17 protein-coding genes and 1 pseudogene are annotated in these 26,319 nt (G+C 74.0%); 11 read left to right on the top strand and 7 right to left on the bottom strand.

Going from position 1 to position 26,319, the window contains the following annotated elements; translation table 11 throughout:
• The first annotated feature begins 19 nt into the window (after positions 1 to 19).
• Positions 20 to 1,090, top strand: a complete 1,071-nt coding sequence (locus ABZY91_RS22770) for an alpha/beta hydrolase-fold protein (RefSeq protein ID WP_355404836.1) — start codon at positions 20 to 22, stop codon at positions 1,088 to 1,090.
• 126 nt (positions 1,091 to 1,216) lie between these two features.
• Here the strand turns inward: ABZY91_RS22770 and ABZY91_RS22765 are convergent, their stop codons facing one another.
• The gene (locus ABZY91_RS22765) at positions 1,217 to 1,921 is read right to left on the bottom strand and encodes a TetR/AcrR family transcriptional regulator (protein ID WP_355404834.1); all 705 of its coding nucleotides are present in this window, start codon (positions 1,919 to 1,921) and stop codon (positions 1,217 to 1,219) included.
• A gap of 106 nt (positions 1,922 to 2,027) precedes the next feature.
• On the opposite strand from ABZY91_RS22765, the gene ABZY91_RS22760 reads away from it, so the two are divergent.
• From ABZY91_RS22760 to ABZY91_RS22730, 7 genes are all read left to right on the top strand, one after another.
• Positions 2,028 to 2,759 carry a DUF4386 family protein gene (locus tag ABZY91_RS22760; protein WP_329877219.1) on the top strand — a complete coding sequence of 244 codons (732 nt, stop codon included), beginning with the start codon at positions 2,028 to 2,030 and terminating at the stop codon, positions 2,757 to 2,759.
• A gap of 138 nt (positions 2,760 to 2,897) precedes the next feature.
• A complete protein-coding gene (locus ABZY91_RS22755) occupies positions 2,898 to 3,845 on the top strand; it encodes an NAD-dependent epimerase/dehydratase family protein (protein WP_355404832.1) in 948 nt (315 codons plus the stop codon).
• Positions 3,846 to 4,785: 940 nt separating this feature from the next.
• On the top strand, positions 4,786 to 7,143 hold the full coding sequence (gene secD, locus ABZY91_RS22750) for a protein translocase subunit SecD (protein ID WP_355404831.1): 2,358 nt from the start codon (positions 4,786 to 4,788) through the stop codon (positions 7,141 to 7,143).
• 495 nt (positions 7,144 to 7,638) lie between these two features.
• Positions 7,639 to 10,428 carry a DUF6493 family protein gene (locus ABZY91_RS22745; RefSeq protein ID WP_355404829.1) on the top strand — a complete coding sequence of 930 codons (2,790 nt, stop codon included), beginning with the start codon at positions 7,639 to 7,641 and terminating at the stop codon, positions 10,426 to 10,428.
• Positions 10,429 to 10,881: 453 nt separating this feature from the next.
• Entirely contained in the window at positions 10,882 to 11,790 is a 909-nt protein-coding gene (locus ABZY91_RS22740) for a Crystal protein ET79 (RefSeq protein ID WP_355404827.1), read from the top strand.
• A 341-nt stretch (positions 11,791 to 12,131) separates the two neighbouring features.
• Complete coding sequence (locus tag ABZY91_RS22735) at positions 12,132 to 12,749, top strand: hypothetical protein (protein ID WP_355404825.1); 618 nt, start codon at positions 12,132 to 12,134, stop codon at positions 12,747 to 12,749.
• A 62-nt stretch (positions 12,750 to 12,811) separates the two neighbouring features.
• Positions 12,812 to 13,450, top strand: coding sequence for a hypothetical protein (locus ABZY91_RS22730; protein WP_355404823.1), 639 nt, complete (start codon positions 12,812 to 12,814; stop codon positions 13,448 to 13,450).
• Positions 13,451 to 13,597: 147 nt separating this feature from the next.
• Here the strand turns inward: ABZY91_RS22730 and ABZY91_RS22725 are convergent, their stop codons facing one another.
• A complete protein-coding gene (locus tag ABZY91_RS22725) occupies positions 13,598 to 13,939 on the bottom strand; it encodes a hypothetical protein (RefSeq protein ID WP_355404821.1) in 342 nt (113 codons plus the stop codon).
• Positions 13,940 to 14,270: 331 nt separating this feature from the next.
• Between ABZY91_RS22725 and ABZY91_RS22720 the strand changes: the two genes are divergently transcribed.
• Both ABZY91_RS22720 and ABZY91_RS22715 read left to right on the top strand, forming a co-directional pair.
• Entirely contained in the window at positions 14,271 to 14,717 is a 447-nt protein-coding gene (locus tag ABZY91_RS22720) for a nitroreductase family deazaflavin-dependent oxidoreductase (RefSeq protein WP_355404819.1), read from the top strand.
• A 173-nt stretch (positions 14,718 to 14,890) separates the two neighbouring features.
• Positions 14,891 to 16,177: a phytase gene (locus tag ABZY91_RS22715; protein WP_355404817.1), complete on the top strand. Its 1,287-nt coding sequence runs from the start codon at positions 14,891 to 14,893 to the stop codon at positions 16,175 to 16,177.
• A gap of 147 nt (positions 16,178 to 16,324) precedes the next feature.
• Here the strand turns inward: ABZY91_RS22715 and ABZY91_RS22710 are convergent, their stop codons facing one another.
• The gene (locus ABZY91_RS22710) at positions 16,325 to 16,927 is read right to left on the bottom strand and encodes a TetR/AcrR family transcriptional regulator (RefSeq protein ID WP_355404815.1); all 603 of its coding nucleotides are present in this window, start codon (positions 16,925 to 16,927) and stop codon (positions 16,325 to 16,327) included.
• Between the two features lie 97 nt (positions 16,928 to 17,024).
• Positions 17,025 to 17,987 (bottom strand): quinone oxidoreductase, encoded by a 963-nt coding sequence (locus ABZY91_RS22705; RefSeq protein WP_329877239.1) that lies wholly within the window; start codon positions 17,985 to 17,987, stop codon positions 17,025 to 17,027.
• Positions 17,988 to 18,352: 365 nt separating this feature from the next.
• Here ABZY91_RS22705 and ABZY91_RS22700 point away from each other — a divergent pair, with 365 nt between their 5' ends.
• Positions 18,353 to 21,169: an AAA family ATPase gene (locus tag ABZY91_RS22700; protein ID WP_355404813.1), complete on the top strand. Its 2,817-nt coding sequence runs from the start codon at positions 18,353 to 18,355 to the stop codon at positions 21,167 to 21,169.
• Between the two features lie 101 nt (positions 21,170 to 21,270).
• Here ABZY91_RS22700 and ABZY91_RS22695 read toward each other — a convergent pair whose 3' ends face one another.
• The 3 genes and pseudogenes from ABZY91_RS22695 to ABZY91_RS22685 all read right to left on the bottom strand — a co-directional run.
• Complete coding sequence (locus ABZY91_RS22695; RefSeq protein WP_355404811.1) at positions 21,271 to 22,479, bottom strand: polysaccharide lyase; 1,209 nt, start codon at positions 22,477 to 22,479, stop codon at positions 21,271 to 21,273.
• 449 nt (positions 22,480 to 22,928) lie between these two features.
• Complete coding sequence (locus tag ABZY91_RS22690) at positions 22,929 to 25,859, bottom strand: AAA family ATPase (protein WP_355404809.1); 2,931 nt, start codon at positions 25,857 to 25,859, stop codon at positions 22,929 to 22,931.
• A gap of 61 nt (positions 25,860 to 25,920) precedes the next feature.
• Positions 25,921 to 26,319: pseudogene (locus tag ABZY91_RS22685) on the bottom strand (DeoR family transcriptional regulator); the annotation flags it as partial.

The following is a 26,319-nucleotide window of genomic DNA, read 5'->3' as shown; positions in this document are numbered from 1 at the left end:
TCCGCCCTGCGGAGGAGACATGACGCGACAGGCCGGTACGTCCCTCAAGAAGTCGGGGCCCGCTGCCGAGAAGGCGGATGTGACCTACTCATCGACGCGCCGTGCGCTGCTGACCGGTGCCGCCCTCCTCGCGGCCGGCGGGCCATCGGTGCCGGCCGCCGCCTCGCCTGCCCGCGCGACCGGCCGGGCCATCAGGGAACGCCAGGTGGACGACCGGCTGATCGAGCTGACCGTCGACTCCGCGGCCCTGGGCCGCACGGTCCCCGTCGCCCTCCTGACCCCTCGCGGCTGGGACCGCCGAAAGCCCGGCGACCGGTGGCCCACGCTCTACCTCCTGGCAGGCGGCGACGGCGACCACACCACCTGGGCCAGCATGTTCAAGGTCCAGGAGCTGGCGGAACTCCACGACGTCCTCGTGGTCATGCCGGCCATGCCGCTCTTCGGTTTCTGGACCGACTGGTGGAACCGCGGCCGGGCCGGCGGACCTCTGGTGCGCACCTACTTCCTCCGCGAAGTCATTCCCCTGGTCGAACGTGACTACGGCGCCGGACCCTGCCGCGCTGCGGCCGGAGAGTCCCAGGGCGGCTTCGGGGTGCTGGGCATGGCCGCCCGAATCCCGGGCCTGTTCGGCGCCGTGGCCGCCTTCAGCGCCCCCTTCCACCCCGTCCGCCACCCGGAGATGTGGCTGTCCGGCGCGGCCTACGTGGGCCTGGACGGCTACGCCATCTGGGGAGACCCCTGGAAGCAGTGGGACGTCTGGCTGGACTGGGACCCGTACTACCGGGCCGAAGGGCTGCGGAACACGCCCGTCTACCTCTCCTCCGGCGACGGCACGCCCGGCCCGCTCGACGCCGACGAGCCGGAGGTCCACATCCCCGGCACCGAGAAGTGGATCGCCCTGTTCCCCGACGACGTCGTCTCCGTCACCGAGGCCGCCTGCGGCTTCGAGGCCCGGGCGCTGGACCGCAGGCTCAAGGGCCTGGGGGCACCGGTCACCACGCACGTCTTCCCCGGCACCCACACCGGAACCTACGGGTACCGCGAACTCCGCCTCGCCCTGCCGATACTGCTGGACGCCCTCCGCCCGTAGCGGCACGGGGGCGCACCTTGCCTCCGGTCGTCGTGGCAGGCGAACTCGTGGGCGTAGGAGGTCGGTTGCGGCCTCGGCGACCCGGCCGGTCCGGTGTGGGCGTGTGGGCCCGGTGGGGGCGGTGCTTCAGCGGGGGGCGGATGCGGGGGAGAGCCCGATCTCGGCGAGGAGCAGCCGGAGTTGCTGCTCGGCGAGATCGGAGGTCTCGTTCCTCAGCCAGCGGAGGTGGCCGAAGGCCTCAAGGATGACGAGCCCGTGCAGCCGGGTCCAGGCTCCGAGGATCGCGGCCGCGGCGGCGGTCGGGAGGCCGGGGTGCAGTTCGGCGGCGTAGCGGGCCAGGGCCGGGTCGGGTGCGACGTCGTCGGGCAGGCGTAGCCGGCCCTCCTGCCAGGCCTCGACGAACAGGGGCGCGAGTGCCCCGCCGACGCGTCGGGTGGCGGTGCTGGTCGGGCCGCCCGGTGGGGCGGCGTAGCCGGGGACGGGGGTGCCGTAGATCAGGCCGAACTCCTGGGGGTGCTCGACGGCCCATCGGCGGTAGGCGGCGAGTGCGGCGAGCAGCCGGTCGGCCACGTCGGCGTCCGGGTCGGCGTCGCGGGCCTGTTCGAGGGCGTCGCCGAGCCGGTCGAAGGAGTCGGTGATCAGCGTGGTCAGCAGCGCGTCGCGGTTGTCGAAGTAGCGGTAGAGCCCGGCGGGGCTCATGCCGAGGTCGGTCGCGACCGTGCGGAGGGAGAGCTGGGCGGCTCCGACCTCGCGCAGTTGGCGCAGGGCGACGGCCTTGATCTCGTCCAGGGTCTCGGCGCGGAGCCGTTCACGGCGGGTGGGTGAGGGCATGCGAACACTCTAGCAAAGTGCGACTGCCGTTTACATTGCGAACACTGCTCGCTAAAGTGCGAACACCAGTCGCACAGTGAACGCCACTCGCAAGGAGTTCGTGTCCATGTCCGTGACCCATCACCCGGTCCCTCTGTCCGGCGTCCCGCCCCGCGCCTTCGACCCCCGGCGCACGGCCGCCGTTCTGCTGGCCGTCGAGGGCCTCCTCCTCATCGTCCCGATCGTGGTGCTCGGAGCCGCGATCGGTTGGCCCGCGAGCCTCGACGACCCTGCCGCCATCGCGCTGCCGCGGCTGCTGGAGAACGAAGGTGCCGTCCGCGCCGGATACGCCGTCTACCTGGTCTACTCGGTCCTGTTCCTGCCGGTCGCGGTGTGGACCGGCCGGGCCCTGACCGGCGGTACGGAGAGCCTGCTCACGCGTCTGGCCGTCGGGTTCGCCGTCGCCTCGACCCTCGCCCGCACGATCGGCATCTCGCGCTGGCTGCTGGCGATGCCCGGCCTCGCCGAGACCTACGGCGCAGCGTCCGACGCGGCCGCACGCGAGGCGGTCGCCGTGCAGTACCAGGTGCTGAACGACTTCGGCGGCGGCGTCGGCGAAGTCCTCGGCGTCTCGCTCTTCGCGGTGGGCTGGCTCGTGTGCGCCTCGGTGGCCGCCCTGCGCGCCCGCACCGCACCGCGGTGGCTGCTGATCGCGGCACTCCTCACCGCGGCAGGTCTCGCCCTGCCGCTGGTCGAACTCGCCGGCGCCGATCCGGGCGCCGCCACCTCGATCGGTTCGGCCCTGCTCCAGCTGTGGTTCCTGGCCGCTGCCGTCGTTCTCGCGCGCCGGGCCCGCTGACCTCGCCGCTCCTCGGAGCCCCGGCGGCGGCTCCCCTCGGGGCCGGCGGCGCGGTGGGACCCGCCCCGCCGAACTCGCCGCCGACGCCACCACCACCGAACCCGTCGTATCCCAGCCGTCCCATCGAAGGAGCGCACCATGCCCACCCCTCTGCACGTCGTCCTCGGCGCCGGCGGCGGCATCGGGTCCGCCGTCGTCCGCGAACTCGTGCGCGGCGGCCACCGCCCCCGCGCTGTCGGGCGCACGCCGATCGACGTGCCGGCCGGCGTCACCTCCCTCACCGCCGACCTGACCACCACCGAGGGCGCCCGCGCCGCCTTCGCCGGCGCCGCCGTCGTGTACCACTGCGCCCAACCCGCCTACCACCGATGGCCGCAGGACTTCCCCGGGCTCACCGACGCCATCGTCGAAGGGGCCGCGGCGGCCGGCGCGAAGCTCGTGTTCGCCGACAACCTCTACCGGTACGGACCGATCGACGGGCCGGTGTCCGAGGAGACGCCCCAGCAACCCACCAGCCGCAAGGGCGCCGTCCGCAAGGCGATGACGGACCGGCTCCTGCGGGCCCATGACAGCGGACGCCTTCGCGTGACCATCGGCCAGGCCGCCGACTACTACGGTCCCGGCGGCACGAACAGCGTCATCGGCGCCGCAGTGGTGCCGGCCGTACTCGGGGACCGGACGGTCCTCTGGCCCGGGCGCCTCGACGTCCCCCGTACCCTGCACTACCTGCCGGACGTCGCGGCCGCGCTGGTCCGGCTCGGCGAGAGCGACGCCGCGGACGGGCGGGCCTTCGTCCTCCCCGCCGCCCCGGCGCTCACCCCGCGGCAGTTCATCGAGGAGGTCGCCGCGGCAGCCGGCACCCGCGCCCGCGTCCGCGCGACCGCGAAGCCGCTCATGCGACTGGTCGGACTGTCCAACCCCGCCGCCCGGGAACTGGTCGACATCTGGTACCAGTTCGACCGCCCCTGGACCGTCGACGACGGGCTGTACCGCCGAACCTTCGGTCCCGCCGAGGTCACCACGCCGCAGGAGGGCGCGGCTGCGACGGTCGCCTGGTACCGGGCCCGCACGGTGGCCCACGTCTGAGGGGACCCGTCGTCCTCGCCCCGACGTGCACGTGCCGGGCCTGCTCCGGAGCGCACGCAGTCTCCCCACGTGCGGGGATCCGTCCGGCGCGGTCGTCGTGCTGCAACGCGGGGCATTCGTCACGGACGGCGGTGTCGGCCGGGTTCGGGTTCGCCGAACGCGCCCGCGGAACAGGCCCGCACGGTGATGGCCCCTGCGGCCCCCACGGCCACCGGCCGAAGGGGCACTCACCGTCGGCCGGGTGGACAGGAACCGGACCGCTGCACCGTCGGACGGCGTCGTCGCCTACAGTGAGTCACTCGCGGGAGGAGCGTGGTGAGGGAACGGGTGGTGAGAGCGGCCGAGTCGGGCCGTCGTGTCCGTCCGGGCACGGCGGTAGCGCTGCCGTGCGTACTCCTCGCCGTCTGGGCCCTGTGCCTGGTCCTGCTCGGTACGGCCCCGATCGCGCAGGCCGCCCCCGCGCCGGCGGTCCCCTCGGCCGCACCCGCCACCCCCGTGCCGGTCGGCCCCGCACGTCCGGAGGTCCGGCGCGGGCCGGAGCGCAGCGGCTCGGACGCCGCCCTGCAACGGACGACGGCCACGGAACCCGCCACGCGGTTGCCCGTTCTGCCGCCGGCCGTCCTCGCGTGCGCGTGCCCGGCCGGTCCCGCGCCCCTGACGGGGGCGTCCGCCCCGGGGCCGCGACAGGAACGGGCACCGCCCCACGGCGCGTACGACCCGCGGCTCACCCGCGGTCCTCCCTCCACCCGGAGCAGCTGACGTTCCACGCGCCCGCCGTCCCGGGAGCCGCGGCATGCCCGCGGCCCGGAACGAGAGGGATCCGGCCGTTCGACGCCGGAGGCTCCTTGCGGCGCGTTGTCCCCTTGCGTCCGCCCGTCCCCGGGAACGGCACCCGCCCGTCGGCGATGCCCGGATCCCGCGGACCGCCCGTGGAGAACCCATGTCCTCTCGTCGTGCCACGTTCTGGCGTGCGCTCCTCGCGCTCGCCGTCGTCGGCGTCTCGTTCTACGTCGCCCTGACCACACCCGCCCGCCTCGGCCTCGACCTGCGCGGCGGGACCCGTATCGTCCTGGAGACCCAGGACGCGCCCGGCGTGCGCGCCGACGCCGCCGCCACCGACCGGGCGCTGGAGGTGCTGCGCCGCCGGGTCGACGGCCTCGGTGTGGCCGAACCCTCGCTCGCCCGCTCCGGGGAGCGCCGTATCGTCGTCGAACTTCCCGGAGTCCAGGACCCGCGCAAGGCCGCCGAGGTCATCGGCCGCACCGCGCAGCTCACCTTCCACGCCGTCACCGGCGCCACCGCAGCCGCCGACGGACCGGTCGGGGCCCCGGCGGCGGACGGCTCGCGGGCCCTCGCCGATCCCGACGTACCCGGCAGGCAACTGCTCCTGGGCCCGCCGGCCCTGACCGGCGACGGGGTCAAGAGCGCCCAGGCGGTGCTCGACACCCGGTCGGGCAGCGGCTGGGGCATCGACCTCTCCTTCCGCGGGGCGGCCGCCGACACCTGGGCGCGCCTCACCGGTGACGCGGCCTGCGCCGGGCCGTCGGACCCCGCCCGGCGGGTGGCGATCGTGCTCGACGACCGGATCGTGTCCGCGCCGGGCATGCAGGACAGCGTGCCCTGCGGCCGGGGGATCGCCGGCGGTTCGGCACAGATCACCGGCGCGTTCTCGGCCGACGAGGCCCGTGATCTCGCGGCGCTGGTGGAGGGCGGCGCCCTGCCCGTGCCGGTGAAGGCGATCGAGCAGAGCACCGTCGGCCCCTCGCTCGGCGCCGAGGCGATCCGGGCCAGCGCTCTGGCCGCGGGCATCGGCCTGCTGTGCACCGCGATCTTCATCATTGCCGTCTACCGGCTGCTCGGCGTACTCGCCACCATCGCGCTCGCCCTCTACGGCCTGATCTCGTACGCCGCCGTGGTCGCGCTCGGCGCGACCCTCACGCTGCCGGGACTGGCCGGCTTCGTGCTCGCGGTCGGCATCGCGGTGGACGCCAACGTGCTCGTCTTCGAAAGGGCCAGGGAGGAGTACGCCAGGCTCGGCGCCCAGTCCCGTGGACAGAAGCGCGGACCGGAACGCGGACCGGAACGCGACCTGCGGCGCTCGTTGCAGACCGGGTTCGCGAAGGCGTGGAGTGCCGTGGCCGACTCGAACGTGACGACGCTCCTGGCCGCCGGGCTGCTCTTCGTCTTCGCGATCGGGCCGGTCAAGGGCTTCGGAGTGACGCTCTCGATCGGCGTGCTGGCCTCCATGGTCTCGGCCATGCTGATCACCCGGTTGCTCGCCGAATGGGCCGTACGGCGGCCCTTCGTCGCCCGGCGGCCGGCCCTGACGGGACTGGCGACCGTCGGCCGGCTGCGGGTGCGCCTGACCCGGCGACCGCCGCGGCTGATGCGCCACCGGCGGCGGTGGCTCGGAGTCTGCGCCGGGCTCCTGCTGCTGGTCCTGAGCGGCATCGGCGTGCGCGGCCTGGAGTTCGGGGTCGAGTTCACCGGCGGGCGGGTGGCGCAGTACACCGCCGCGAAGCACATCGACGCGGACGCCGCCCGTGCGGCGGTGATCGACGCCGGGTTCCCACAGGCGGTGGTGCAGACCACGGGCGACACGGGCGTGTCCGTCCGTACCAAGGAGACCGGCGACGACCAGCAGCAGCGGATCCGGGAGGCACTGACCGCCGTCACCGGGGAGGTGTCGGTGGAACGCGACGACCTGGTCGGGCCGAGTCTGGGCAGCGAACTGCGTACCTACGCCGTGATCGCGCTCGGGGTGGCGGTCGCGGCCCAACTCCTCTACCTCACCGTCCGGTTCCGCTGGACGTACGCGGCGGCGGCGGTGACCGCGATGATGCAGGACGTGCTGCTCGTCGTCGGCCTCTTCGCCTGGCTGGGCAAGCCCGTGGACAGTGTCTTCCTCGCCGCGCTGCTCACCGTGGTCGGGTACTCGGTCAACGACACGGTCGTGGTCCTGGACCGGCTGCGTGAACTGCGCCGCGGCGGCAGGTCGTCGAGCTGGCCGGAGCTCGCGGACCGCGCGGTGGCGCAGACGCTGCCGCGTACGGTGAACACCGGAATGGGCGCGCTGTTCGTCCTCGTGGCCCTGGCGGTCCTCGGTGGGGACTCGCTGACCGACTTCTCCGTGGCGCTGCTGGCGGGGGTGGTGGTGGGCACCGCGTCGACGGTCTTCACCGCGATGCCGGTGACCGTGCTGCTCCAGGAGCGGTACCCCGACCGGCCGCAGGACCCGGCTCGGCCGAGTACCGGCCGAGCCGCGCCCGCACGCGAATCCAACGGGGCCGTCGTCTGAGCCGCGGTACCGGCCCGTCCTGACCGGCCGATCCTGACCGCCCGTTCGCGCGGCGGTCGACCACGGAGACTGCCGGGCCCCGGCGCACCGCGCCCTGGCCGAAGCCGGTCGCTGGTCGCTGCCCGGAGTCGGGGGTTTGTCCCGCCGGATCGGGGTGAGAAGGGGGTGGGGCGGTCAGGACAGGGCCCGGACGGCGAGAATCCCCCCTCCCGCCGTCCGGGCCCGCACCGCTCCGGCGGTCCGGGCTCGTTCGGCAGCGCGACCCATCGGCAGCGCGACCCATCGGCGGGCCGACCCCTCACGGGGTCGGCCCGCCGGTCCGTTTCCCGGTGGGCGTGCCGGAGACGGTGGGCGACGTGGTCCTCGGATCCCGTGGCACCCCGCCCCTCCCGGGCACCCGGGAGCGTCGCCGCTGGTCGCACGTCCGCCCGCGTACGCGGTTGTCGGTGGCGCGGGCTAGGTTCGTGATCATCAACCGGACCGAGTGGGGGCGCCGTGACCGACCGCGCAGACGAGACGATCAGCTGGGACGAGGTGCGCGCCCTCGTGGCTGCCCGGTTCCCGCACGGGGTGATCGACCGGCTCGGCCCGGTCCCCGCCGCCGAACTGCGTCACCTGCGGGCGCCGTTGCGCAAGCTCCGCACCGAGCTGGTGCGCGAGCTCACGGCCGGCGACCCCGGCCGGTACCGTGCCGCCTACGACCAGCTCGCCGCCCTGCAGTTCGCCGGGATCCTGTCCGCCGCGACCCCGGCCGAGGCCCTGGACTGGCTTACCTCCCGGCGCCTGCTCGACGCCTCCTGGCCGCTGCCCGGCGGCGGCGCCACCAGCCCCGACCACCACGTCGTCCTGATGGCGCTGCTCGTGCCGCACCGCGACGCGGCGTTCCACCGTGAACTCGCCGTGCGGCTCGCCGAATGGCTGCCCGCGCGAGGCGACGCCAACCGCTGGCTCATCGCCCACGGCCTCGCCGTCTGGTCCGGCGCCGAGGTCCCCACCACCGACGGCTACGTGATCGGCTGGCTGCGCGAGGGCGGCCTGATGCACTACCACCACCGCGAGGTCGGTGAGTGGTTCGCCGACCAGGGCCTGCGCGAGCCGGTGCCGCACCACGACTCGCTGCTCTCCTGGCTGCGTGCGCAGCCCCGGATCGGCGAGTTCGTCCGTCGACTCTTCGAAGTCCCCGACGTCGGGACCGAGTTCGCCGACCGGTACGCCGCCGTTCACGGCCCGCAGAACCAGTGGCCGACGGCGCTCACCGCACTCGCGGGCGAGGGCCTGTTCGACCGCGCCGAGTTGATCGACCTGTGCCTCGGTCTGCTGCTGCGCGGTGACCGACCCGGCAACCTGCGCGGATTCCTCCAGCTCCACACGGCACTGGCCCTCGACGCGGAGGAGATCCTCGCCCGGGCCCGTGACCACGTCCAGCTGGCCGTCGACGGTCCGCCGGGTGCGGCGAAGGCCGCCCAGACGGCACTCGGCTCCGTGAACGCGCGGCTGCCGGGAGATCTGCTCGCCGAACTCACGGCCGGGGTCCTGGCCCGACCGGAAAAGGCCCTCGCGACCGCCCAGTTGGGTCAGGTCGAGGCCGCGCTGCGCCGTGACCCGGCCGAGGCCGAGGACCTGCTGCCCGCCGCCGTCACCGCCTTCACCCACCCGGCGCCCGCGATCCAGGGGCAGGCCCTGCGCCTGGTCGCGCGCTACCTGCCGCACGTCACGCCCGCCACCGCCGAAGCCGTGCGCGCCGCCGCCGACGGCCTGGGCCCCGCCCTTCAGCGCGACGCCCGCAGTCTGCTGGCCCTCACGGCCCCGAGCGCCGGGCCGAGCGAGGACATGCCCGTCGTGGCGGCGTACGGGGGTCCCGCCCCGCTGCCGGCCCCACCCGCCGACCCCCTGGAAGCCGCCGAGCGGCTGAGTGCCGTGATGGCCGCCCGCCTGCCCGATCTCGGGGAGTTCGAGACGGTGCTCGCCGCCCTCGTCGCGGAGCACCACCGTGACGAGGCCGCCCTTCGCGACGCGCTCGCCCCCCTCGCCGAACGGCGGGACCGGGACCCGAACCGGCTGTTGGGCATCCGCAGCATCGAGGCAGCGCTCGGTTGCCTGCTCGACGCCCTCACCGGCCGTGCGAACGAGTCGGACCGGCACACCGCCACCCTGCTGGGCCTGCCCGCCTACGTCAGGACTCCGGCCGTGGCGCCCGCGTTGCGCATTCACGAGGCGGCGCGCCGGATCACCACCGCGCCGGTGCCGTTCCTGCTCGCGACGCCCACCGCGGGCGACGGCACGATCGACGGGGCCGTGCTGGTGGAGCGCCTCACGGCGTACCGGAACGCCGGTGCCCGGCCCTGGCCCGAGGACGTGGCCCAAGCGCTGCTCCGGGTGGCCCCGCACGCGCTGGCGGCGGTCCGCACCGCCGCCGGCGGGCTCGGCTTCGATCTGCCCGCAGACCCGGCGCCGCCCGCACCGCAGCGGTTCCACGTCCAGTCCCCGTTCCAGCCCGAACCGGTCGGTCCGCACGGTCGGCGCCCTCCCACCGTCCCGCGCATCGCACCGTTGCCCGTCGACGGCGCCGTCGTGGCGGACGCCGACGCCCCTGCCCACACCGACGACGCGGCGGTGCCCGAGGGTGTCACCGACCTCCTCCAGGCCGTCCCGGACCCCACCGAGCACGCCCGGTTCGTGGGCGTGCCGTCGCTCTCGTCGGCCGAGCTCCTCCACCTGGCCTGGTTGGCACCCTGGCACCCGGAGGCCGTCGCCGCGCACGGCCTGCCCTCCGTGGCGTTCCGCGCGGACCCGTCCGCTCCGCGGGGAGCCGACCCCCTGTTGCCCCGGTTCGCGGAGGCCCCGGGCGAGTTCGGACCGGTGAGTCACCTCCTGCTCGCCTACGGGCTGACCGCCACCCGTGCGGAGAGCCGCACCGCCGCGCTGGACTTCCTGCTGACGGCGACCGCACGCGGTCGGCTCCGCCCGGAGGTGCTCGGCGAATGGCTCGCGGCGCTCTGGCGTCTGTCCGTGGTGAAGCCGAACCGGATCCTGCCGGTGCTGGCCGATGCCGCGCGCAGCGGCGCGGGTCCGGCGGTATGGGCGACGCTCGTGGCCGTGATCACCGAGGCCGTCGACGAACCCGGGCGGCGCGCGCTGGCCGACGTCCTCGCCCTCGCCGCCGAGTGCGCGGCGGCCGAAGGCATCCGCACGACCCTCCCGGCCCTCGGCATCCTGGCCGGCCCCGCCGCACCCGGCCGCGTCCGAACGGAGGCGGCCCGCCTGGCCAAGATTCTTACGACGTGACCACATCGGAGGTGCGGAGGAGCGGAGCTGTGGTGGAGGCCCGTCGCACCCGGCGCGCACCGGGCCGCCTCGGCGGCACCCGCAGCACGCAGCTGACGGGCCGGCCGGGGGGCGATCGGGACGGTGCCGGCGGGCGTCCGAATTGACGGCTTCGGGACAACTCGTGGTTTTCCACGATGCTGTCGAATCCGTCGATCGGCAGAGTGGTTCGTGCAGGTATGCCGAACACCCGCCCTCCACCGGGCCGGGTGAGCACGGGTCCCGACGGATGTCCCTCCTCTCGCCCGTCGCGGCGACCGGGGCCGCGTACGCGAGCGTGCCTGCGGCGGCTCGCCTGCCGCGTTCGTACGGGAGTTCTCGGCAACGAGGACGCCCTCCGGCCGCGGCGAGCCGTGAACACCGCTTGCTCCCGTCCGTCATTTCGTACGCACCGACCGAAAGGTGACCGTTCCGATGACCACGAAGCGCTCGCTCCGATCCTTCGTCCCCAAGGCCGTCCTGAGTGCCGCCCTGCTGCTGGGCGGCACCCTCGCCACGGTCCCGGCGGCGCACGCCGCCGAAGCCGCCCCGTCCGCTGCTCCTTCCGCTGCTCCTTCCGCCGCCCCGGCTGCGGTGCAGGCGGCCCGCAGCACCCGCGTGACGTTGGTGAACCAGAGCGGTAGCCAGATGGTCCAGAGCTGGGAGAACCTCTCCCACGGGTGCTGGACCAACGGGGAGCTTCCGCTCCCATACCTGTTCGTCGGCCAGTCCATCACGTGGGCCAGCGAGTCCTGCGGGGCGCTGACGGGCACCGAGGGCGATGTCGGCTACGTCGTTGCCGGCGGAAGTGTCTCGATCCACTGGAACAACCCGTACCTGGGCTCCAACAGCTACTCGTGCACCGTCCCCGGCGGCTACTCCTGCGAGCGCACCGGTGGCGGCGGCAACAACGCCGAGGTCACGTTCCGGATCAAGGGCGGCAACACCCTCGCCGGGACGGCCGACGCGAACGACGACGGACCCGACGCCCTCCAGGCCGCGCGCAGCACGCACGTCACGCTCGGCAACAACACGGGCCACCAGCTGACCCGCACGTACGACAGCCTCAGCCGCGGTATCTGGAGCGCCAACCAGCTGCCTCCGGGTGACATCCCGGCGTGGCACAGCGGCAGCTGGCAGAGCGAGTCGGACGGCTTCCTGACCGGCACGGAGGGCGAGGTCCAGTACAACCTCGCCGGAGTCGGCGCCGTGACGGTGCACTGGAACAACCCGTACGCGGGCTCCAACAGCTACTCCTGCACCGTCCCCGTCTACTACTCCTGTGTCCGCAGCGGTGGCAGCGGCAACAATGCGGCGGTGGGCTTCACGGTCTCCCGCGCGTAGGGCGGTTCACGCGAGGCCCGGACACGCGGGCAGGTGATCACCCCGGGCGCCCGGTTCCGCGCGGCGGCCGAGAGAGCGTACCCGGTAGGGGTGGGAGCCGGGTGACGCCGTGGGTGGGTATGCCGCCGGTCAGGAATGACCGGCGGCATACCCGCGTCTGTGGAAGGGCGGAGCGCTTCGGCGTCCGCATGGCCGTCTCGCAGGCACTGTCGCCCGGCGGCGGGGCAGGGGGACAACCTCGCCTTCTTTGCCTCCCCTTGACGGAGGTGGTCGGAATCCACCAGGGTGTGGGCAACTCCCTCGCACCGCCGCCCCATTGGCACTCCCCATCCGGAGACGGCATGCGCGCATCCACCCGCCCGATCCGCCGTACCGGCCGTGTCGGCCTGTTCCTCGGCCTCGCGGCCGCACTCGCCCTCGGCGGCTCCACCCTCGCGCCGGCCGCCTCGGCGGCGTCGCCCCTGCCGAACGTCGAGCTGATCGTCAACGGGCGTTTCGACTCCTACCCGTGGATCTGGGACTGCGAGCCGAACGCCTCGCGGAGCACCGTCCCGCACCAGCACCACATCACCGGCCGGCCGACCGCCACCAGCTACGCGGGCTGTACGCAGAAGGTCCGGGTCCAGCCCGACTCCCGGTACACCCTGAACGCCTCGGTGCGCGGATCGTACGCTTTCGTGGGCGCCTCCGGCACGGGTGGCGAGAGCGCCGCCACCTGGTCGAACGAGAGCGAGTGGAACACCCTGACGGTGGAGGTCGCCACCGGTCCGGACACCACCGAGCTGACGGTCTACTTCCACGGCTGGTACGAGCAAGCCCCCTACAGCGTGCGCGGGGTGTCCTTCGTCGGTCCCGGCGTCACCCCGAGCCCGTGCGGCGAGCCGGACCCGCAGACGGCGAGCCCCGGCCCGGGGTCTCCCTCGCCCGGCGCGAGTTGCTCGCGCACCTACATTCCCTGACCGCCCGAGGACCCCCGCTCCCGCTCCCGCACCGTCCGGACACCCCCCACATCGGAGACGCCATGCGTTCGTCCAGTCGCAACCGTAGTCGTAGCCGCAGTCGCCACGCCCATGGCGGAAGCCCGATCGGCGCCGCCCTCGGCGCCCTCGTCCTCGCCGGGGCGGCGGCCTTCGCCGCAGGCAGCTCCGCGTCCGCCCAGCCGGCACCCCTGGAGTGGATGAGGAACGGTGACTTCGGGAGCCCCCTGGCCCAGGGCTGGTCCTGCGACGGCGACGTCGTCCAACTCGCCCGGGGCGTCGAGGGCCGGCCCGGCAGCCACGACTACGCCGGCTGCTTCCAGAAGGTCGCCGTCGTGGCCGGTACCAGCTACGACTTCTCCGCGTACGTGTCCGGCGCGTACGCCTTCGTGCGCATCACCGGCACCGGTACGGGCACGGGCGAGGTCCAGCTCTGGGCCGACGGGGCGGCGGACTGGACCGGTCTGCGGGCCAACGTCGCCATCGGGAACTCCCACGAAGTGACCGTCCACTTCCACGGCTGGTACGGGCAGGGGCCGTACCGGATCAGCCGCATCTCACTGATCGGGCCGATGTATCCGGACCCGTGCGCCACCGCCACACCCGGCCCGTCCGGAACTCCCACCTGTCTGCCGCGGCCGGTGGCACCCCCGGGAGGGTCTGACGCCCCCACGGGTGCCTGAGCGGCAGCGGGGCACGGGCCCGGGCCCCGGCGTAGTCGGCTGACGCCCGGGAGGTGGTGATCTGTCGGCTGGTGGACCGGCGCACCGGGATCCCGTGGGAGACCGGTTGCCCGCCCGTGCTGCCGTGCCTCTTTCGGCACGGCCCGGTCAGGCAGCGGAAAGGTGCAGCTTGAACGGCGAACCGTTGGAGCTGGGCGTCCAGCCGTTCGACCGCGCGGCCCGAATGCCTGCGGCGACTTCGCGCGGCAGGACCACCTCGGACGGCAGCATGTTCGGTTCGAGCACGGCCGGCCGCCCGGTCTCCACGACGAGCGTCGTTCCGGGACAGGCCGCGTCCTCCACCATGTAGCCCAAGGTGATGCCGTCGTAGTCGCAGCACGGCTTCCTGCTCACTCGCCAGCGGTACTCGACGCCGTCGACGACGATGCGGCGGGAACCCTTCTTCGCCAGTGCCACTCGTTGCCCTTCGGCCTTCGACTGCTCGTACACGTCTGTCGCCAGTCTCCCTGGACAGCACCCGCATGTCACCGGGTTTGGCCCGGGACCGGTCACGCGAGGTGTCGCCTTCGACGCGGGTCGGCAGTCGGCGGACCGCCACCTCCGGACGCACTTCGGAGGCCGGCGCCGCGAACACACGGGTAAGCACCCGATACCACACGCGGGTGGTACCCGATATGCTTCCCCACCTGGGAGGTGACTCCGACCGGGGTGGAAGCAGCGGCCTCGACAATTCTTCTTCTTGCTGGTCGTGGGCACTTTGCGTCGTACCTGACCGCCTGTCGGACACCGCACTTCATGACGTGACGATGGGGTGAACGCGATGCCTCTTGAAGGCGAGTACGAGCCGGGTCCGGTGCAGTGGGTGGCCGATCAGGTCGAGTTGTACGAGAGTTCGGACGGCAGGCAGGGAGCGACGCTCTGGGACACGGGCCTGCCCGTCGTCATTCTGACGACGCGCGGCGCGAAGAGCGGCAAGATCCGCAAGACCCCGTTGATGCGCGTGGAGCACGAGGGGCGGTACGCGGCCGTGGCCTCGAACGGCGGCTTCCCGCGTCACCCGGTCTGGTACTTCAACGTCAAGTCCGACCCGCACGTCGAGCTCCAGGACGGCGCCGTGCGACGGGACATGACGGTCCGTGAGGTCACCGGCGACGAGAAGGCCGAGTGGTGGGATCGCGCGGTCGCCGCGTACCCGCCGTACGCCGACTATCAGAAGAAGACCGACCGGGTGATCCCCGTCTTCGTACTGGAGCCCCTGGTCGGTTGAGGCTCTGATGCTTCGTCACCTGGGAGGTGCCTCCGGGGTCCGCAGGGTGGCGGAGAGTGACTCCCAGGGCTTCGCAACGTGTTCAGCTATCGGATACCATTTGGTCGCGGGGATGGCAGATGGGCCCGCGAGCGTCTTCCTTGTCAGGGCAAACCCCTCATCAAGGAAGAAACATGACGATACGTCTGGCCGCTCGCGCTTCCACGCTCGTGCTCTGCACAGCCCTCGCGGTCTCCGTCGCCCTCCCGGCGCAGGCCTCCTCGATCAGCAGCATCCGGCCCAAGGCCGAGACCGCCCCGCTGTACGACGACGAGGCCGGCGGCGACGCCAACGCGGACGACCCGGCGATCTGGCGCAACAACGCCGACCCGGGCCGCAGCCTGGTCGTCGCCACCGCCAAGCAGGGCGGCCTGCGGGTCTACGACCTGGACGCCCGCCAGGTGCAGTCGATCCCCGCCCCCGCCGGTCCGGGCGCCGACGACGCCCCCGGCCGCTTCAACAACGTCGACCTGGTGCAGGGCCTGCGCCTGGCCGGCAGCCGCGCCGACGTCGCGGTGGTCAGCGACCGCGGCAACGACCGGCTGCGGATCTACCGCATCGACCGGGACAAGCCCGGTGGCCCGCTCACCGACGTCACCGACCCCGCCGTACGCCCGGTCTTCTCCGCCGACCAGGCCGAGATCAACGACCAGAAGACCGCCTACGGCCTGGCCACCTGGACGGACCGCAACACCGGCCGCTCCTACGCGGTGGTCAGCCAGCGCAACCGCACCCGCCTCGCCCTGCTGGAGCTGATCGCCACCCCGAACGGCACGGTGGACTACCGCCAGGTGCGCACCATCGACCTGCCGTCCTCCTTCCGTCTGCCGAACGGCACCTCCTGGACGCCCTGTGCCGAGCCGGGCGAACTGCCCCAGGTCGAGGGCATGGTCGTCGACCCCGCGGACGGCACCCTGTACGCGGGACAGGAGGACGTCGGCATCTGGCGCATCGACGCGGGCCTCACCGGCACGCCGACGCTGATCGACAAGGTGCGCGAGTACGGTGTGCCCGGCACGTACGACGCGGAGACCGAGGAGTGCACCCCGGGCGCCGACCCGGGCTACGGCGGCAAGCGCCTGACGGCCGACGTCGAGGGGCTCACCCTGATCACCGAGCCGGACGGCGACGGCTATCTCCTCGCCTCCAGCCAGGGTGACAACACCTTCGTCGCCTACGACCGTGAGCGTGACGACGACAACGAGTTCGAGGGCGCCTTCCGCATCACTGCGGCCTCCACCACCCTCGACGGCTCCGAGGTCTGCGACGGCGCCGCCGCCCTCAACGCACCTCTCGGCGCGCGCTACCCCCACGGCCTGCTGGTCGTCCAGGACGGCCAGGAGACCCCTGCCGACGGCGACCGTGAGGCGACCGGCTTCAAGTTCGTCGACCTCGGCAAGGTCCTCGACGCCATCGACTGACCCGTCGCGGCGGGTACACGGTGCCCCCACCGTGCGCCCGCCGCACCTTCGGCCCTCCTGCCCGGGCCCGGCGGCTGCCCACCCCCGGCCGCGCCTGCGTGAGCCGGGCAGGTGGGCCGGTCCGTGGCGGCACCGGGCGGTGAGTGGTCAGCGGTGCCGGCGGGCGGAGGCGCGCAGGTGGGCGATGCCGGAGTCGAGGGCCGCCTCAAGGTGGGCGGAGCTGCCCGTGGTCATGAGGATCAGTACGCCGCCCTGAATGCCGGCGAGCAGAGCCGCCGCCTCCCGGTCGGCGTCCAGTTCAGGCGCGATTCCGCCGTGGGACTGCATGTGGCGGATGCCGGTGGCGAGCTGGTGCTGCCACCGGTCGAGCAGTTCGCCGGCTACGACCCTGGCGGCGTCCGTGGTGCCGCCGAGCTGCGCCAGCGCGGTGTGGAGGGGGCAGTCACTGCCCCGGCCGCGGTAGCGGGCGAGGACCTTGCCGCGCCACTCGTCCCAGGCGGTCCAGGAGGTGAGGGAGCCGAGTTCGGGCTGCTGGTCGGTGATGACCTGGTCCGCCTCGTGGCGCGCCACGGCGAGGAGCAGGTCGTCCTTCCCGCCGGGGAAGTAGTGGAAGAGCTGGCTCTTGCTGGTCGCGGTACGGGCCATGACGTCCTCCAACCGCACCGCGAACACTCCCTGTTCGCGGATCTGCTCGGCCGCGCCGTCGACGATGCGCTGCCTGGTCGCGGCGCCCTTGCGGGTCAGTGTCATGGATCCTCCCGGGGCGGGCTGGTGTGTTCCGTCGAAGCGGGCCGGCGGCGGCGCGGGCACAGGGCGCGGGGCGCGGGCCGGAGCGGGTGGCGGGCGGTCAGGGCAGGAGCAGAAGCTTGCCGGTGGTACGGCGGGACTCTATGTCCGCGTGGGCGCGGGCGGCGTCCGCGAGCGGGTAGCGGCCGGTGATCCGGGGGGTGAGCCGCCCGTCCAGGACCAGGTCGAACACCTCGCCGGTGCGCCGCACCAGGGCCTCGCGCGTGGCGACGTGGTGGTGCACGACGGGGTAGGTGAGCAGGATGCTGTCGGGCAGGTCGGTGGGCCGCAGTGTCGGGACGCCCATGAAGGGGCCGTAGTAGGCGTGCACGCCGTGCGGGCGCAGGGCCGCCTGGGAGGAGTGGAACGTTCCCGCGCCGCCGCCGTCGTAGACGACGTCCGCGCCGCGCCCGCCGGTGAGCTCCCTGATCCGGTCCTCGAATCCGGCGCCGGAGTGGACGAGGACGTGGTCGGCGCCGGCCTCCTCGGCGGCGGGTACCTTCTCCTCCCGGGAGACCAGACCGATCACCCGGCCGCCACGGGACTTGATCATCTGCGTGAGCAGCAGGCCGACGCCGCCCGCCGCGGCGTGCACCACGGCGGTGTCGTCGGCGCCGATCGGGTAGGTCTCGGTGCTCAGGTGGCTGGCTGTGAGGCCCTGCATCATCACGGCGGCGGCGATCTCGTCGTCGATGCCGTCGGGCACCTTGACGAGCGTGTCCGCGGGCACGGCGAGCAGCTCGGCGTAGCTGCCGGGGTGGTAGAACCAGGCCACCCGGTCACCGACGGCCAGGTCCCGCACCCCGTCCCCGAGGGCGGTGACGTAGCCCATTCCCTCGGCGCCGAGGACGGCGGGGGCCGCCCAGCCGGGGCCGCCCCCGGCCCGGGCGCCGACGTCCATGTAGTTCACGCCGGCGGCACCGAGCCGGACCAGTGCCTCGCCGGGGCCGGGCACCGGGTCCGGCAGTTCGGTCCAGCGCATGACCTCGGGGCCACCGTGTTCCTCGATACGGATCGCGTGCATGGGATGACACCTTCCAGTGCGGGTTCGTCGCGGGGGATCGATCAGCACGTTAGGCGGCAGAAAATGGACCGGCAAGTCCAAAGATGCTGATCAGAGGGCGAGTTGATTGTCGGCCGATGACGTGCCACAGTCCGGTGGAAGCCCGCCGGTGAGTGCGCACGACGTCGGTCGGAGACCCCGGGGAGCGGCCGGACCCCCGGGTCCGTCTCCGCGTCCTCCCGGCCGCGTCCGCGATCTTGGTCCGGCATACTGGACGCGGCCCGGGTGCTCACGGCCGCGCGGACGATGCTCCTCGACGGAGATCCGTTCCGGCGCACGAGCGGCGGGGTCGGTCCTGGGGAGGGGCGGTTATGGGGGATGGGTATGTGCCCGGCGCGCCCGGCGTCGGGGATCCGCTGGTCGGCCGGGACGCCGACCTGCGACGGGTGCGAGAGCGGCTGCGCCTCGGGGCGGGCGGTGGTGCGCTGCTGCTGGCCGGGGAGGCCGGTGTGGGGAAGAGCGCCGTGCTGGACGCGCTCGCCGGCTCCGCGGGTGCGGACGGTGTCGCGGTGCTCAGGGCGGCGGGCCTGGAATTCGAGGCCGACTGCGGCTACTCGTGCCTCAACCAGCTCCTCTTCCCGGCCCTGGGTGCACTGGAGGACCTGGACGCGGACCTGCGCCGCGCGCTGCGCGTGGCGCTCGGCTTCGAGAACGGGGATCCGCCGGACCAGCTGCTCGTCTCCAACGCCGTGGTGCGGCTCCTTCAGACGGTGGCCGACGGGAGGCCGCTGCTGATCGTCGTCGACGACCTTCCCTGGGTCGACCGTGCCAGTGCCGCGGTGCTCGGCTTCGTCGCCCGGCGGCTCAGTGGTCTGGGCGGTCTGGGCGTCAGCCTCGTGGCGGCGGCGCGCACCGGCGACGCGCATCCGCACGAGACCGGTGGCCTTCCCGCGTACGACCTCCCGCCCCTCGACGACGAGTCGGCGGCCCGGCTGCTCGGCAGCCGGTTCCCGGGGCTCGCCCGCGGTGCGCGTCGCCGACTGCTGGCCGAGGCGGGCGGCAATCCGTTGGCGCTCCTGGAACTGCCGGCCGTGCTGCGGCCCGCGGCTGCCGACTCGCCCGCCGTGCTGCCCCTCACCCGGCGACTGGAGACGCTGTTCGGTTCCCGGGTCGCAGGGCTGCCGGCCCCCTCCCGGAGCCTCCTCCTGCTCGCGGCCCTGGAAGGGACCGGCGACCTCGGCGTACTGCAGGCAGCCGCCCGCCGGGCCACGGCCGGGCACGGCCTGGAGCACCTCGCGCCGGTCGAGCGCGAGCGGCTGGTGCACATCGAGGAGGGCGGGCAGCGGCTGGGGTTCCGCCATCCGCTGATCCGCTCCGCCGTGGTCGGGCAGGCGCTGAGCGGTGAACGGCGCGCCGCGCACGCGGCGCTGGCCCACGTGCTGGCCGACCGGCCGGAGCGCCGAGCCTGGCACCTGGGCGAGGCCACCCTGGAGCCCGACGAGGAGGTCGCCGCGCTCCTGGAGCACGCCGCGGGCCTCACCCTGCGTCGCGGGGACGCCGCCGGGGCCATGCGGACGCTGATCCGCTCGGCCTCGCTCTCTCCCGAAGGGCCGAACCGCAGCCGTCGCCTCGCCGAAGCCGCCTACCTGGGAGCGGAGTCCACCGGAGCCCTCTCCAGCGCCCGACGCCTCCTGGACGACGCCCGCCAGGCCGCCCCGGAGGGCGAGGACTCCCTCCACTCCGCCACCGCCTCGGCCCTGCTCCTCCTCAACGGGAACGGCGACGTGGCCACGGCCCACCGGCTGCTGAGCGAGGCAATCGAGTCCGCGGCCGGCACCCACCGGTACCGCGCCGGCGACAAGGCGCTCGTCGACGCGCTGCACGTCCTGGCCGTGGTCTGCTTCTTCGGCGCCCGGCACGACCTGTGGCAGGTCTACTACCGGGCGGTGGGACGCCTCACCCCCCAGCCGCCCCCCATCCTGGCCGTCCTGGGACGGACGTTCTCCGACCCCGCCCGCACCGGGGCTGCGGCGCACGGACAACTCGACGTCCTCGTGGCCTCCCTGGCCGGTGAGCCCGACCCGGTGCGGATCACCCGCGTCGGCACGGGCGCCCTCTACCTCGACCGCCTCGGCGAGGTCCGCGAACCGGCCTGGCAGGTGGTGCGGGCGGGACGCGAGGGCGGCCCGGCCAGGCGCTACATCTCCGCGCTCATCCACCTGTGCCTGGACGACTACCTCACCGGACTGTGGGACGAGGCCCTGGACCTCGCCGACGAGGGCCTGCAGGCGTGCGAGGAGCACGGATACAGCGCCTTCGCCTGGTACTTCCTCTACATCAGGTCCGTCGTCCTCGGCGCCCGGGGCCACGCGGACGAGAGTCTCGCGACGGCCGACGTCATCATCGGCTGGGCCACGGACCACGGTGCGCCCTGCGCCGCCCACTACGCCCACCACGCCGCCGCCGTCGCGGCCCTGGGCCGCGGGGACTTCACGCTCGCCTACGACCACGCCGACGCGGTGAGCCCGGCCGGAACCCTGGCCTCGCACACCCCCCACGCCCTGTGGGTGGCCGCCAACCTCGTGGAAGCCGCCGTCCGGATCAACCGGCGCGAGGAGGCCGCCGCACACGTCCGGGCCATGCGCGAGGCCGGCATCACCACCGTGTCCTCCCGCCACGCCATGCTGACGGAGGCCTCGGCCGCCCTGTGCACCGACGACGACGAGCAGGCCCTGCGTCTCTTCGCCCTGGCGGTGGACACCCCCGGGGGCGACCGGTGGCGCTTCGACCACGCCCGGGTCCGACTCGCCTACGGCGAACGGATGCGCCGCGCCCGCACGACCTCCGAGTCCAGAACCCAACTGCGCGCCGCGCTGGCGACCTTCGAGGAGCTGGGCGCGCGGCCGTGGGCCGAACGCGCGATGAACGAGCTTCGGGCGACGGGCTCCCGGAGGTCGAGGCCCGCGGCCCCGGGCATCCACGGACTGACCTCGCAGAAGCTGCAGATCGCCCGCCTCGCCGCGTCCGGACTCACCAACAAGCAGATCGCCGAGCGCCTCTTCCTCTCACACCGGACCGTCGGAGCGCACCTGTACCAGATCTACGAGCGGCTCGGCATTACCTCACGCACCATGCTGCGCGACGCGCTCGACCCGACGGCTGAGCCGGCCGGCCGATCTCTCCCGGTCCGTTCATCGGGATGAGCGGGCCCTCCGCGGGCCCGGAGTGCGTCCCGCCGGTCCCGCCGGCCGCCCGGGCCCCGTGCCTGGGTGGCCCGCACTCGGCCGATCGGGGCGGTGGGGCCTCACCGATGACGGCCCGCCTGCTTGCGGCGGCGAAGCAGGAAGGTGCCGACGACGACGGCGACGCTTCCCCCCACGAGCGCGATGTCCGTACTCGCCCCGGTGCTGGAGAGCTCGGGGGAGGAGGTCGCCGGGCCGGACTCGGTCGACGGCCCTGCGGGGGCCGCGTCCGCCGGAGCCGACGAGGCGGTGCCGGCCGGGGCCGCGGCGGCCGTGGTCCCGGTGGCCGTCGGGGTGGGGGGCGTGGACCTCACGGACGTGGTCGCGGCCGGTGCGGACGCGGTGGGTGTTGCTGCGGCGGGTGCCGACGAGGCGGGGCCGGACACGGGGGCGGCGGGGCTCGTGCGCGCGGCGCCGGAGGCCGGAGCCGACGCCGCCGGTGTCGTGGGGGCCACGGGGACCGCCGGGGTCGGTACCGCCGGGGCCGGGGCGCCCGCCGGCCCCGAGGTGATGACGATGTCGTCGACGAACAGCACGATGTCCGGTCCGCCGGTCGGGTGCTTCGGCTTCTCCGGCCGCCAGGCCGGACGGTAGACGCCGGTCCTGAAGTGCGGCGGCTCGCCGCGGTGGTAGTTGTTGTCGCCGCGATGGGCGCCGACCTGGACACCGTCCCGGGTGACGGTGATCGAGCCGGGCGTGGACGGGGTGGACCAGGTGATGTCCAGGGCCCAGCGGTTCCAGTGCCCGAGCTGCACCGTGCCGAGCGGGAGCACCGACTCGTACTCCTCGAAGGTGGCCAGGTCCTTGAGCCAGTGCACCTTGAGCCGCCACTCGCCGCCGTGGACCGCCAGCGCGACGACCGGCTTGACCCCTTCGCTGTCCGGCTGGGTGCTGAACCACTGGGCGACGATGATGTCGTCGTCGACCTGCTTCCACTCGTTCGGAAGGTAGTGGGAGAAGCCGAAGCGGTGAGTCCCCGCACTCAGGCCCTTGAGGGCGAGTTCGGAGCGGAACGACTTCCCGTCGTCGGGCACGTTGAACCTCGCCGCGGTGCCGGCCCGCCCGGGCGCGGGAGCGGTGGCCACGGCGCCGTAGCCGTTGACGGCCCTGAACGGCCATTCCTTGGCGGCGATGCTCTCGAAGTCGTACGACCTGGAGTCGTCCGCGGCGGCCGGGGCGATGGTCGCGCCGAGGGTGAGGAGGGCAAGGGGCACGGCGCCGGCCAGCCGTCGGGCGTTGCGGGCGGTCGTCGGACTCGGGCGGAGCGGCATGCTGTTCCTTCGGGACGGTTGACGGTTCCTTGCCGCCGGCTGCGCTGCCGGTGCGTCGTTCCGGGGCGGTTCGTGAACGGTTCGGACCGCCGGGCGGGCGGCGGCCCGACGGACGGCGGAGGCCCGGGGCGGGTGGCTGCGCCGGGTGTTCCACGGGTGTGCACCGCTTCGCTGGAAAGGAGCCGGAAGCCGGGGCGGGAGCCCGTCGCGTTACGCAACCGTGATCAGGCCGGTCGGGGCCGGGGCTGCCGTTGGTCTGCCCGGTGCCGCGCGGGCCGGCACCCTCGTCGGGACAGCCGGCGTCCCTGCCGGGTCACCGGCCGGTGGGTCGATCCCGATCGGTTCCGCCGCGGACAGCGGCCCGCCGTCAGGCGCTGGACGTCCTGGCCGGCTCGCCGCAGCGCTCGCCTCGACGACCCGGGCCCACCTCCCAGGTGGTGGACCGGACGTCAGTCCCTCTCGCCGCTCGTCCGGGTGAGGTCGGCGCGGGTGGTGCGGAGTTTGGCGAGGATGCGGGCGACGTGGTTCTCGACGGTGCGGGTGGAGAGGAAGAGTGCGGCGGCGATGTCCTTGTTGGTGGCGCCGGTGGTGAGGAGGTCGCGGATCTGTTCTTCGCGGGGGGAGAGGCGGTCGCCGTAGCCGGCCCGGCCGCGGGGGTTGGAGGTCACTTTGCCGAGTTCCCGCAGCGTGCGGTGGCAGCGGGCGGCGTCGGAGGTGGCGCCGAGGTGTTCGAAGGTGGCGATCGGTGCGGTGAGGTGGGTGGAGACGTCGTCGAGGTCGGTGCGGGTGCGGGCGGCGCGTTCGGCGGCGAGGGCGGCGGGGTAGGGGCGGCCGATGGCGGTCCACCGTGCGGCCGCGAGGTCGAAGGCGGCCATCGCGGCGTCGGGGTCGTGGGCTTGCAGGAGCAGGCCGTGGCACAGGTGGTGTTCGGCGGCGGCGCCGGGCGCGTCGCGGCCCTCGGTCCCGGTGGTGTGGCGCGCGGTCAGGGCCTCGGCCTCGTCGGTGCGGTCGAGGGCGAGGAGGGTTTCGACGGCGGTGGGGACGAGGTCCCAGGCGTGGGCCCAGGCCTCCTTGCGGTCGAGGAAGGTCAGGAAGTCGTGCGGGTCGGTCAGAGCCCGCCAGGCGGCGTGGGGGTCGTTGCGGTTGAGGTGGAGGCGGGCGGCGCCGGCGGCGGCGGCGAGCGAGTCCAGGTGCAGACCCCGGGTGAGCACCTCGTCGAACTCGGCGGCGGCCTGGGCGGTGCGCCCACGGGCGGCGGCGGTGAGGCCGCGCACGGTGGCCGACAGCCCGCCGGAGCCCACCTGGCTCTGGGGGTAGCGCTTCTGGAAGGCCGTGAGGCCACGTTCCGCGTCGTCCCAGCGCCCGGCTTGCCAGTCGGCCATGATCTGATGGCAGTCCAGGTAGAGCTCCACCATGGGTAGCCGACTGCCCGGCGCCATGGCTCTCGCCCCGGTGATGGCGGCGGCGGCCCGGGCGTCGTTCCCGACCGCGATCGAGCGGCCGGCGGAGCCGCAGACGATCATCGCGGTGCTCTGGAGTACCTGCAGGTCGGTGCTCTCGCGGGGCAGCGCCGCCAGCAGCGCGGGGACCGCGGGGTCGGCGGCGGTGCTCAGCAGGGACATCTGCGCGAGGTCGAGCATCGCCCGGGCCTGGCGGTCCTCGTGAGCGGCCAGGAGGGAGCGGCCCCGTTCGACCATGGCCCGCTGTTCCGCGAGGGCGAACCGTCCCGTCTCCGACAGGGCCAGCAGGGCCAGCCGCCTGGCGGCGGCGATCGGATCGCTGTCCCCCGCCTCCGTCAGGGCGGCCAGCACTTCCTCCTCGCCGGAGAATTCACCGCCCCGGTAGATCATGATGGCGCCCAGACTCGTCCGGATCGTTGCGCGGACCGGCGCGCTCAGGCCGGGCAGCCGCATGATCCGGCGCAGGGCGGCGGTGGTGGCGGTGTACTGCGTGCCGGCGGAGACCGAGAAGGCCAGGGCGGTCGCCGCGCGGCTGAGCTGTTCGGGGGTGAGGCCGGGCTGGTCGAGGATCTCCTGGAGCAGTGCGGCGGCGGTGCCGTGGTCGCCGACCGCGAGGGCCTGGTCGGCGGCCTCCTGGGCCCGGGGCAGCCAGGCCGCCCGGTCGCCCAGGGCGCGGGCGTGGTGGGAGATCTGCACCAGCGGCGGTGGGTCGAGCGTCTGCAGTGCCGCCAGGACCCGCCGGTGGTTCCGGTGGCGGACCGGTCCGGGGAGGGAGTCGTAGACCGCCTCCTGGGCGAGGACGTGCGCGAACGTGTAGGTGTCCGGGCCGGTCTGACGCAGCACGGCGGCGGCCGTCGCGGCTTGCAGGGCGGCGGCGGTGCGGTCCTCGTCCAGGCCCGCCGACAGGGCGAGCAGTGACTCCCCGGCGGGAACGGCCAGGACCGCGGCGGCGTCCACCAGGGCGGTCGCGTCCGGGCCCAGCCGGGCTCGTCGTTCGGCGAGTACCTCGTTGAGGCTTCGCGGCACCCGCAGCGCGCCCGGGTCGGTGCCGGCCGGCGAGTCCGTGAGGGTGAGCAGGTCCTCCTCGATCACCAGCGGCAGGCCGCCGCTGCGTTCGAGCAGGGTTCGCACCAGCTCCGGCGCGGGCTCGCCGCCGAGCAGGTCCCGGGCCATCGTTCTCAGCTCGGTCTCGCCCAGTCGGCCGAGCCGGATCTCCGCGCCGCCCGTCCCGGGTGGGCGGCGGAACGGTGCCCCCAGCACCGGCCGGCCGGCCGGGAGCTCCTCCGCCCGGTAGGTCATCACCAGCGCCGAGTCCGTCGGCATGTCCATCGCGAGGAGGAGCAGCAGTTCCCGGGTGGCCTCGTCCGCCCAGTGGACGTCCTCGACCACGAGGACCGCCGGTGCCACCGCCTCCAGCAGGGTCCGTACCCCCGACACCACCCGGAACCGCTGCACACCGGCTCCGGAGGTCCCGGCCTCCACTCGTGGCGGCTCCGGGGGCAGGGCGCCGGCGAGGTCCGGCAGCAGCGGTGCGAGGGCGCCCGTCGACGCGCCCAGTCGCTCGGCCGGCGGCAGCCACGGTCCGACCCGGCGCAGCGCGTCGATCACCGGCCCGTACGCCAGCGGCTCGCGCAGTGGATGGCAGCCGCCCGTCAGGACTCGCAGGCCGCGGTCGGCGAGGACCGACGTGGCCTCCGCGACCAGCCGCGACTTGCCGATCCCGGCCTCCCCCTCCACCAGGACCACCGCCGGGCGTACGTCGGACACCGCGCCGAGCAGCGTCCGCAGTTCCGCGGCGCGTCCTGCGAAGGAGGACTCCCGTGCCCCGGGGAGGGCCGGTTCACCACCGAGGTCGTGCACACCCAGCTCCCATCGAACCGGCAGTTTCCACGGAGGACGGGACGGGCTGTACTGCCTCATTCAGGGCACCCTAGCACCGCGTCGGCAGCGGGAAGGATCAAGGGCGCGGTGGCGCTTCTGTTCAGGTTGCCGGGGCCGGGGGCGAGGTCCGTACGAGGACGAGCCGCCCGGTGGTCTCGCTCAGCACCGCCTGTGCGGCGGGGGCGAGTTCGGTGTCGGTGACGAAGCAGTCGATCTCGGGGAGCGTGGCGAAGGCGCTGAGGCCGACGACGTCCCACTTGCTGTGGTCGGCGACGACGACCACCCTGCGGGCCGAGGCGATCAGGGTCCGGTTGGTCTGGGCCTCCGCGAGGTTGGGGGTGGTGAGGCCGGCGCGTTCGGAGACGCCGTGGGCGCCGAGGATCAGGGTGTCCGTGTGCAGGGATCTGATGGCCTGGTCGGCGAGCGGGCCGACGAGTGCGGCCGACGGGGTGGGGGTGCCTCCGGTGAGCAGCAGGACGGGTGCGTTGCCGTTGCCGTT

The sequence above is a fragment of the Kitasatospora sp. NPDC002965 genome, from assembly GCF_040611255.1.
In the GTDB taxonomy this organism is placed as follows: domain Bacteria; phylum Actinomycetota; class Actinomycetes; order Streptomycetales; family Streptomycetaceae; genus Kitasatospora.
Note: the sequence above shows the minus strand (reverse complement) of the source record. Positions and strands in the feature narration are given on the sequence as shown.